At 68.7% G+C, this 8,612-nt stretch carries 6 protein-coding genes and 1 pseudogene; 2 read left to right on the top strand and 5 right to left on the bottom strand.

All coding sequences use genetic code 11. From position 1 onward, the window contains the following. Positions 1-62: 62 nt before the first annotated feature. The 4 genes from ACNPQM_RS23810 to ACNPQM_RS23795 form a co-directional block, all read right to left on the bottom strand. Positions 63-1,481, bottom strand: coding sequence for a sugar porter family MFS transporter (locus ACNPQM_RS23810; protein WP_358860098.1), 1,419 nt, complete (start codon positions 1,479-1,481; stop codon positions 63-65). A 205-nt stretch (positions 1,482-1,686) separates the two neighbouring features. Continuing rightward, entirely contained in the window at positions 1,687-5,532 is a 3,846-nt protein-coding gene (locus ACNPQM_RS23805) for an AAA family ATPase (RefSeq protein ID WP_418085630.1), read from the bottom strand. Between the two features lie 305 nt (positions 5,533-5,837). Continuing rightward, the gene (locus tag ACNPQM_RS23800; RefSeq protein ID WP_018551753.1) at positions 5,838-6,050 is read right to left on the bottom strand and encodes a hypothetical protein; all 213 of its coding nucleotides are present in this window, start codon (positions 6,048-6,050) and stop codon (positions 5,838-5,840) included. A 438-nt stretch (positions 6,051-6,488) separates the two neighbouring features. After that, the gene (locus tag ACNPQM_RS23795) at positions 6,489-6,770 is read right to left on the bottom strand and encodes an acylphosphatase (RefSeq protein WP_358861072.1); all 282 of its coding nucleotides are present in this window, start codon (positions 6,768-6,770) and stop codon (positions 6,489-6,491) included. 147 nt (positions 6,771-6,917) lie between these two features. Between ACNPQM_RS23795 and ACNPQM_RS23790 the strand changes: the two genes are divergently transcribed. Then, on the top strand, positions 6,918-7,829 hold the full coding sequence (locus ACNPQM_RS23790) for a CAP domain-containing protein (protein WP_418085629.1): 912 nt from the start codon (positions 6,918-6,920) through the stop codon (positions 7,827-7,829). A 22-nt stretch (positions 7,830-7,851) separates the two neighbouring features. Here the strand turns inward: ACNPQM_RS23790 and ACNPQM_RS23785 are convergent. Further along, a pseudogene (locus tag ACNPQM_RS23785) lies at positions 7,852-8,238 on the bottom strand (tyrosine-type recombinase/integrase); the annotation flags it as partial. Between ACNPQM_RS23785 and ACNPQM_RS23780 the strand changes: the two are divergent. Then, a complete protein-coding gene (locus tag ACNPQM_RS23780) occupies positions 8,171-8,392 on the top strand; it encodes a hypothetical protein (protein ID WP_418085634.1) in 222 nt (73 codons plus the stop codon). The pseudogene ACNPQM_RS23785 and the gene ACNPQM_RS23780 overlap by 68 nt on opposite strands. Positions 8,393-8,612: the final 220 nt, after the last annotated feature.

Below are 8,612 nucleotides of genomic sequence, written 5' to 3'. Positions count from 1 at the left end.
GTATAAGAGACAGCCGCGGGCGCGGGCCGGGGCCCCGTGACCGAGGAGAGGGGCAGCGGGGATCAGCCCATCTCCTCCAATGCTTTGCCCTTGGTCTCCTTCACGAACTTGAGCACGAAGGGGATCGAGAGCACGGCGAAGCAGGCGTAGATGATGTAGGTGCCCGACAGGTTCCAGTCGGCCAGGCTCGGGAAGCTCGCGGTGATCGCCCAGTTGGCGATCCACTGGGCGGACGCGGCGACACCGAGTGCGGCGGCGCGGATCTTGTTCGGGAACATTTCACCGAGGAAGACCCAGACCACCACACCCCATGACAGGGCGAAGAAGAGCACGAAGACATGGGCCGCGACGAGGGCGACAACACCCTGAGTGGTGGGAAGTTTGCCGTTGACCAGCTCGGCGGAGAAGGCCCAGGCCTCACAGGCCAGCGCGATCGCCATGCCGGTGGAGCCCGCGAGCGCGAGCGGTTTGCGGCCCACTCGGTCGACGAGGACCATCGCGATCACCGTACCGATGATGTTGACGATCGACGTGGTGAACGACCAGAAGAACGAGGCGGTCGGGTCGATACCGACGGACTGCCACAGCGTCGCCGAGTAGTAGAACGCCACGTTGATGCCGACGAGCTGCTGGAACACCGAGAGACCGATGCCGACCCACACGATCGGCAGGAAGCCGAAGCGGCTGCCGAGCAGATCCTTGAAGGTGGACTTGTGCTCGCGGTGCATGGCTGCCTGGATCTCGGCCACACGGGCGTCGAGGTCGACTTCCTTGCCCTCGACCTCGGAGAGGATCTCCTTGGCCTTCTTGTTCTTTCCGACGGAGATCAGGTAGCGCGGCGACTCGGGGATCGCGAACGACAGCAGGCCGTAGAGGAGCGCCGGTACGACCATGACGCCGAGCATCCACTGCCAGGCCTCGATGCCGCCGATCGTTCCGCGCTGCTTGCCGTCGGCGAGCTGCAGGATGCCGAAGTTCACCAGCTGCGAGATGGCGATACCGATGACGATCGCGGCCTGCTGGAAGGAGCCGAGCCGGCCACGGTAGGCGGCGGGCGAGACCTCGGCGATATAGGCCGGGCCGATGACCGAGGCCATGCCGATCGCGAAGCCGCCGATGATCCGCCAGAAGGCCAGGTCCCAGAGGGCGAACGGGAGCGCGGAGCCGATGGCGCTGATGGTGAAGAGCACCGAGGCGATCCGCATGCAGCGGATGCGGCCGATCCGGTCGGCGATACGGCCCGCCGTGGCGGCGCCGATGGCGCAGCCGATCAGGGCGATGGCGATCACCTGGGCCAGCGTTCCGGAGCCGATGCCGTAGCGGTCCCGGATCGCCTCGACGGCGCCGTTGATCACGGCGCTGTCGTAGCCGAAGAGGAAGCCGCCCATCGCAGCGGCTGCCGTAATGAAGATGACGTGGCCGAGGTGTTCCGGCTGGGCCGCGCGGGCTCCGGATCCTGGTGTCTGCGATGTGCTGGTCACATGAACTCCTGGTGCCTGGCCGCGTCGTCAGGCGTGGGGGGAACTCTTCCAAGTGGCCCACACCTCGACAGGCACCACCACTTGAAGTTAAGAACGACATTTCAGAGAGTATGCCTTCAAGTTTCGAAGTCAAATGGCTGGGTGTTGAGCTGATGCACGGGACCGCTCAAAGGGTGTGTTGAAGACCTGAAGATTCAGTAAAGCCTCAGCGGAGCCGCTGGCTGATGACCTTGGAGACGCCGTCACCCTGCATCGAGACGCCGTACAGCGCGTCCGCGACCTCCATCGTCCGCTTCTGATGTGTGATCACGATGAGCTGCGAGCTCTCCTGGAGTTCTTCCATGATCCGGATCAGCCGCTGCAGATTGGTGTCGTCGAGCGCCGCCTCGACCTCGTCCATCACATAGAACGGACTCGGCCGGGCCTTGAAGATCGAGACCAGCAACGCCACAGCCGTCAGAGACCTCTCGCCGCCCGAGAGCAGGGAGAGCCGCTTCACCTTCTTGCCCGGCGGGCGCGCCTCGACATCGACCCCGGTCGCCAGCATGTTGTCCGGATCGGTCAGGATGAGCCGCCCCTCACCGCCCGGGAAGAGCCGTGAGAAGACGCCCTCGAACTCACGCGCCGTGTCCCGGTACGCCTCCGTGAACACCTGCTCGACCCGCTCGTCGACCTCCTTGATGACCTGCATCAGATCGGCCCGGGTCTTCTTGAGGTCTTCGAGCTGCTCGGAGAGGAACTTGTGCCGCTCCTCCAGTGCCGAGAACTCCTCAAGGGCGAGCGGATTCACCTTGCCGAGCTGCTGATACGCCCGTTCGGCGGATTTCAGCCGCTTCTCCTGCTCCGCCCTGACGAACGGCTTCGGCTGGTTGCGCGGGTGCTCCGGGTCCTCCGGCAGCTCCTCACCCTCCGCGGCCGGCGACGGAGGCACCAGCTGGTCGGGGCCGTACTCGGCGGCAAGCCCGGCCGGCTCCACGCCCAGCTCCTCGAGGGCCTTCGCCTCCAGCTGCTCTATCCGCAGCCGCTTCTCGGCGCCGAGCACCTCACCACGGTGGACGGAGTCGGTCAGCTTGTCCAGCTCACCCTTGAGCTCACGTCCGTGGCCACGCTCGACGATCAGTTCCTGCTCGCGCTCCGCCTTCGCTGCCTCGGCGGCGACCCGCTCCTGCCCGGCCCGTTCGACGGACACTTCGACATGGGCGAGAAGTTGACGGGCACCGGAGGCAACTGCCGAGGCCACCGCAGCCTCGTGGCGCAACCGGGCGCGAAGCTGCTCCGCACGGGCACGGGCCTCACGTTCGGCGCGGGCACCGCGGTCGAGGGAATCCGCACGCCCGGCAAGTGCCTTGACCCGTTCCTCGTGGGTACGGACCTGGAGCCGGGCCTCCATCTCGGTCTGACGGGCATTGGCACCGTCGGCGGCGAGCCGGTCGCGCACGGAGTTGTCCGGCTCCTCCTCGACCGGCATCTCCTCCGCGACGAGCAGCCGTTCGGCCAGCTCCTCGGCCTCCTCGGTCGCCCGCTCCAGGGCGTCCTGCGCGCGGGCGGCGGAGGCGGCCGACCGCTCGGCCTCGCCCGCGGCGCCGCGGGCCTGCCCGGCAAGCCGGCCGAGCTGCTGGGCCACCCCCGACTTCTCCCGCTCGGCGGCCCTGCGCCGCTCCCCCAGCTCCTCGACGAGCGCGGCGCAGGCACTGCGTCGCTCCCCCGCGAGGCGCTGGGCCTCGGCCAGTTCGGTGCACCGGACAGCGAGGTCCGCCAGTTCGGCGGCGGCCTCGTCGACGGAGGCCTGCACTTCAAGCAGGCTGGGCGCCCCGGCAGAACCGCCGTGCGCGAAGTGCGCCCCGAGGATGTCTCCTTCACCGGTCACCGCGGTCAGCTCAGGGTGCGCGGCGACAAGATCCTCGGCGTCCTCCAGGGTGGGCACGACGACCATGCCACGCACCAGCCGGCGCACGGCAGCCATCAGCTCAGCGGGTCCGCGGACAAGATCGGCGACTGCGGGCGGGGTGTCCGGGACAGCGGCGCGGAGCACGTGGCCGGGTGCCTCGGGGCGGTCGGCAGGGCCGTGGGACGGGACGTCGGGGGCCGGACCCGGCGCGGGTACGTGGCCGACGTGGTGGCCGGGCGCGTGCGCCGCACCGGCGTGGGCCGCCCGGTCCTGCCCGGCTGCCTGGCCCGGTACGTGCCCCGCACCGGACTCGGCGGTCCGGGGCGGGACTTCCCCGGCCGCGGCGGGCGCCGAACCCTGACCGGGTACCTGCTGCGTCGCGGACCCGCCCTGGGCGGGCACCTGCCCCGTATCAGCCTCGGGCGCACCCGCGCTCGCACCCCCCAGAAGCAACGCCGCCCGCCCCGCGTCCTGCTTGCGCAGCAGCCGGATGGCGTTCGCTGCCGTAGCCGGGTCCGTCACCGCCACCGCGTCCGCCGCCGCGCCCAGCGCCGCCGCGACCGCGACCTCGTGGCCAGGGGCCACCGTCAGCATTTCCGCGGCCGGGCCGAGCAACCCCGACAGACTGTCGCGCGAGGCGAGCAGCGCGCCCGTGCCGTCCTTGCGGCGCAGGCCCAGGGCCAGGGCGTCGTGCCGGGCCGCGACGGCCGCCCGCTTCCGTTCCGCGCCGGTGGCGGCCTCCCGGGCGGCGGAGAGGGCCGACTCCGCCTCGATGAGCTCCCGCTTGGCGGCGTCGTGGCGCTCGCCCAGCTCCGCGTCGCCCGCGTCCAGCCCCTCCACCTCGGCCTTGAGCTGCTCGTATTCCTCCTGCGCCCTGACCGCCCGCTCCTGCGCCTCGTCACGCGAGGCGGCCAGCCGGTCGATCTCCGCCTGCGCCGAACCGGCCCGGCTGCGTGCCGCGTTGACCTGCCCGGTCAGCCGGGCGAGCCCTTCTCGCCGGTCGGCGATGGCGCGGGCCGCGTCCTTGAGCCTGCGCTCCTCGGCCGCCAACTCCCGTTCCAGCTCGGCCCGGTGGGCAGCGGTGTCCTCCAGCGCGTGTTCCGCCGCTGACAGCGCGGCCTCCAGCTCAGCCTCCTGCTCCCGGATCCGGGCGGCTTCGCGCTCCATGCTTTCCGGGTCCCTGAATCCCGTACCGCGCCGCTCCTCCTCGGGCGCGGCGGTGGCGCTCTTCACCCGGGCGTCGGCCAACGAGATCGTGCCGCGTACCCGCTCGGCGAGCTGCGACAGCTCGTACCAGGTCTGCTGGGCCTGCTGCAGGCGCGGCGCCAGCCGTCGTACCTCGTCCTCCAGCTCCGCCTCCCGCGTCAGGGCCGCCTTCAGCTCCGCCTCCGCCGCCTCCCGACGCTGCTTCAGCGCCGCTTCGTCGGCGATCTCGCTGCGCAGCGCGTCGTGCAACCGCACCAGGTCGTCGGCGAGCAGCCGCAGCCTCGCGTCGCGCAGATCGGCCTGGATGACGGCGGCCCGCCGTGCGACGGCCGCCTGCCGCCCCAACGGCTTCAACTGCCGCCGCAGTTCGTCCGTGAGGTCCTGGACACGGGCCAGATTGGCTCCCATCGCGTCCAGTTTCCGCAGCGCCTTCTCTTTCCGCTTTCGGTGCTTGAGCACACCGGCGGCTTCTTCGATGAATGCGCGGCGCCCCATCGGATCGGCATGGAGTACGGAGTCCAGCTGGCCCTGTCCGACGATGACGTGCATCTCCCGGCCGATACCGGAATCGGAGAGAAGTTCCTGGATGTCGAGGAGCCGACAGGTGTCCCCATTGATCTGGTATTCGCTGCCGCCGTTGCGGAACATGATCCGCGTGATCGTCACTTCGGCGTACTCGATAGGCAGCGCACCGTCGGAATTGTCAATGGTCAGCGACACCTCGGCGCGTCCGAGCGGCGGCCGCCCGGTGGTGCCGGCGAAGATCACGTCCTCCATCTTGCCGCCGCGCAGGGATTTGGCTCCCTGCTCACCCATGACCCAGGAGAGCGCATCCACCACATTGGACTTGCCGGAACCATTGGGACCGACGACGCAGGTGATCCCGGGTTCGAACCGCAGGGTCGTGGCGGAGGCGAACGACTTGAAACCACGCAGGGTCAGGGCCTTGAGATGCACGCCGCCGGACTCTACCTTTCGCTCTCGGTTTCGCTGATGAAGGTGCAGGGCACATCAGACGGTAAGGGAAGGGGTGTATGTCCGGGGTGGGTCTGTCGCAGTCGGGCAAAAGAAAGAAGGGACGCCGAAGCGCCCCTTGCAAATCTTGCGAAGTGCTGCGTGACGGATCAAAGAACGCGGCGGATCAAGAAGGCGACAGATCACAGTGATGATCTTCAATGATCCGGTGACGATTCCGGTGACGATCCGGTGATGAACTCAGACGGCTGACGCGAGCAGCCCGACCGGCCCCTGTGGGCCCTCGGTCAGGTCAGCGCCGGCTCCGCCTGAGGTACGTCGATGTCGATGCTGTCGAGCAGCGACTCTTGGTGCTGGGCGGCGGCGTTGAGCGCGTCGTTCTCGTCCTGGATCCGTACGAGCTCGGATTCCAGGTCCTGGACACGCTGCTGGAGCCGTCGCATCTCGGCGAGGAGTCGCGGGTCGGAACCGCCGACGTAACCGAGAAGCGCCTTTGCCATGATGGATGGTCCTCCACACTGAGTGACCGACCGATGCGGTGTGGGTCGTGAGGGAATCGCACCCGCGGTGCTCGGCAGTGCTCTGTCATCACTGCGGTTCTGCTGCCAAAGAACTCTGCCAAACAGCTAAGGTGCGCGGGGTTTTCAGCGTCTCACCAAAAAGTTTGACGGTCAACACGATCACACCCCGTAGACGCGGGTACCCGGGGGCGCGCGGCTTGACGATCACGCGGCGCGACTCTCCTGCGGGGCCCTGAGGGGGCGTGGAGATCATCCTTACTGCCGCAGCCTGGCACGGCAACCGAATCTTGGCAACCGTCCGGTCCTTCCGCAGGTCATTTCATGTGCACGCAGATGAGCGGCCCTCCCGTCACCGCTCGCCGCCCGTCGAACACGGTCCGAACACGACCCCGAATTCAGGCCCCATTCGGAACGGGGTCAGCGGATCGCAAACCCCTCGTAACCACCGCGCGGGGTGCCCCAGATCTCAGTGACTCCATCCACGCGTCCGGGTGTGTCGTCGGAGCGCAGCCACTCCAGCAGGCGGTGGCAATTCTCACGTTGCCCTTCGGCGACAACCTGCACTCGGCCGTCGTCGAGATTGAGGGCGAATCCGGTGAGGCCACCGATCTCCAAAGCATTTGCCCTGGTGAACCAGCGGAACCCTACTTGCTGTACTCGGCCGCGCACCCAGGCGGTGAGCCGTACATCTTCGTTCATGGCCGAACGCTAACCGCCCTATTGCTCAAGGGGCACGTCGCCTCGTTGAGCCATGGCGTACAGTCCGGTCGAAACCAGAGCCTCACTCGACCGAGTGAGGCGTATTGACGCCGATTCTGGCGTCCAGAACGTCAGAAGGGACAGCAGATGGGACGCCATCGACGCTCCGCCGCAGGTCCCGTGGCCGGTTCGGCCGCTGACACGCCTGCGGTTGTGAAAGCCCGCGCGCACCGCAGGAAGCGGTCCGGCATGCCCGTGCGTACAGGGCTGATCGGCGTCTCCGCTGCGATGGCCGTCGGAGCCGTGGCCGTGGCTTCGGGTCTGCTGCCCAGCGGCGGCACGTACCACGTGACCGGTGGCGCGGCGGCCGATCAGGTCCGCTCCCAGGGAGCGCCGGACCTGCTGACGCAGGGCGGCTCCACCACCGCTCCGGCCGACCGCGGTATCGCGTCGGCCGAGGCCGGCCGCAGCACCGAGCGTTCCCCGGTGCCCCGGAAGTCCGAGCGGCCGGGCTCCCCCAGCGCCTCGGCCACGCCGTCCGCGTCCCCTTCGAAGACGGCCGAGCAGACGGAGCGGACGAAGGCGGCCGGGACCACCGGTTCCGAGCCGTCCGCCACGGCCTCGGCGGCGCCGACGGCATCTGCCGCAGCTCCGGCGCGCAGCACCACGCCCCCGGCCGGCGACGCCTCCGCCCAGGCCGCCGTGCTCGCACTGGTCAACCAGGAGCGCGCGAAGGTCGGCTGCACCCCGGTCAGGGCCAGTGCCCCGCTCGCCTCGCTCGCCCAGAACTTCAGTGACGACATGGCGGCCCGCGGCTTCTTCGACCACACCGACCCCGACGGCCGGACCCCCTGGGACCGCGCGTCGAAGGCCGGTGTAACGGGGCTCGGCGGCGAGAACATCGCCCGCGGCCAGGCGGACGCACAGGCGGTGATGGACACCTGGATGAACAGCAAGGGCCACCGCGCAAACATTCTCAACTGTGACTACAAGACCCTCGGCGTGGGAGTGCACTACGGCTCCGGCGGCCCCTGGTGGACTCAGGACTTCGGCTTCTGAGATTTTCGCAGGTCGGCGACCTTTCTTGGGCCGTCTCGGGGCCGTTATCGGCAACCGAGGCGGCCCAAACTGTGTCTACGGCCGCCCGCGTACGGGTCTCGCTCGACGGCATCAGATGCGTATAGGTCCGCAGCGTGAAGCCGGGATCATGGTGGCCGAGGTATTCACTGAGAGCCTTGATGCTCTCGCCCGCGTCCAGGAGTACGGACGCGTAGAAATGCCGCAGCGCGTGCATTCCGTTATCCCGCCCGGTGACCACACCAGCAGCTCGTAGAGCAGGACGCCACTGGTGATCGTTGAACCGGTTGCGGTTCAAGGAGAGGCCCTCAGGACTCCGGAAGATGAGCGACGCCGTGACCGGTGGACCGTCCACCGTCTTCCAGGGCAACGTCACCTCGGCTGCGGGGAGGATGGACGGGGCGCCGTTCGCGAGTGCCGGCCGGATCGTGGCAGGCGTCGTGGGCTCCCATCCCGACCACCTTCGACCCAGGCAGAGCCGAGCAGCCGCGGCCCAGGGCGTCAAGGTCGTTCGTACAGTGGCGCGCTCCACCTTGACGCCCTGAACCACGCCCGCTCCACGGTGTGTGGGCCGAAGGCGGACGGGATGGGAGCTGCGGTGAGAGGTGGGTTGAGGAGCATGGGCAGGCGCGGCATTTTGCCACTGAACGAGAGCCAAGCTCAGATGGTCCTCAAGACTTTCGTTTTCGGGTTCCACGAGCAGGGGCGGGATGCCATGTTCATCTTCACGCGGAACATGATCGTGTGGCGCGGGCTACTGCCATC

The sequence above is a fragment of the Streptomyces sp. NPDC056231 genome, assembly GCF_048270745.1.
Taxonomy (GTDB): Bacteria; Actinomycetota; Actinomycetes; order Streptomycetales; family Streptomycetaceae; genus Streptomyces.
The sequence above is the reverse complement of the archived record's forward strand: the minus strand, read 5'-3'. Positions and strand labels throughout refer to the sequence as shown.

Coding starts and splice junctions, on each gene's coding strand:
- ACNPQM_RS23800 (WP_018551753.1), bottom strand. CDS start 6,050: ATGGCAAAGGCGCTTCTCGGTTACGTCGGCGGTTCCGACCCGCGACTC.
- ACNPQM_RS23795 (WP_358861072.1), bottom strand. CDS start 6,770: ATGAACGAAGATGTACGGCTCACCGCCTGGGTGCGCGGCCGAGTACAG.
- ACNPQM_RS23790 (WP_418085629.1), top strand. CDS start 6,918: ATGGGACGCCATCGACGCTCCGCCGCAGGTCCCGTGGCCGGTTCGGCC.
- ACNPQM_RS23780 (WP_418085634.1), top strand. CDS start 8,171: ATGAGCGACGCCGTGACCGGTGGACCGTCCACCGTCTTCCAGGGCAAC.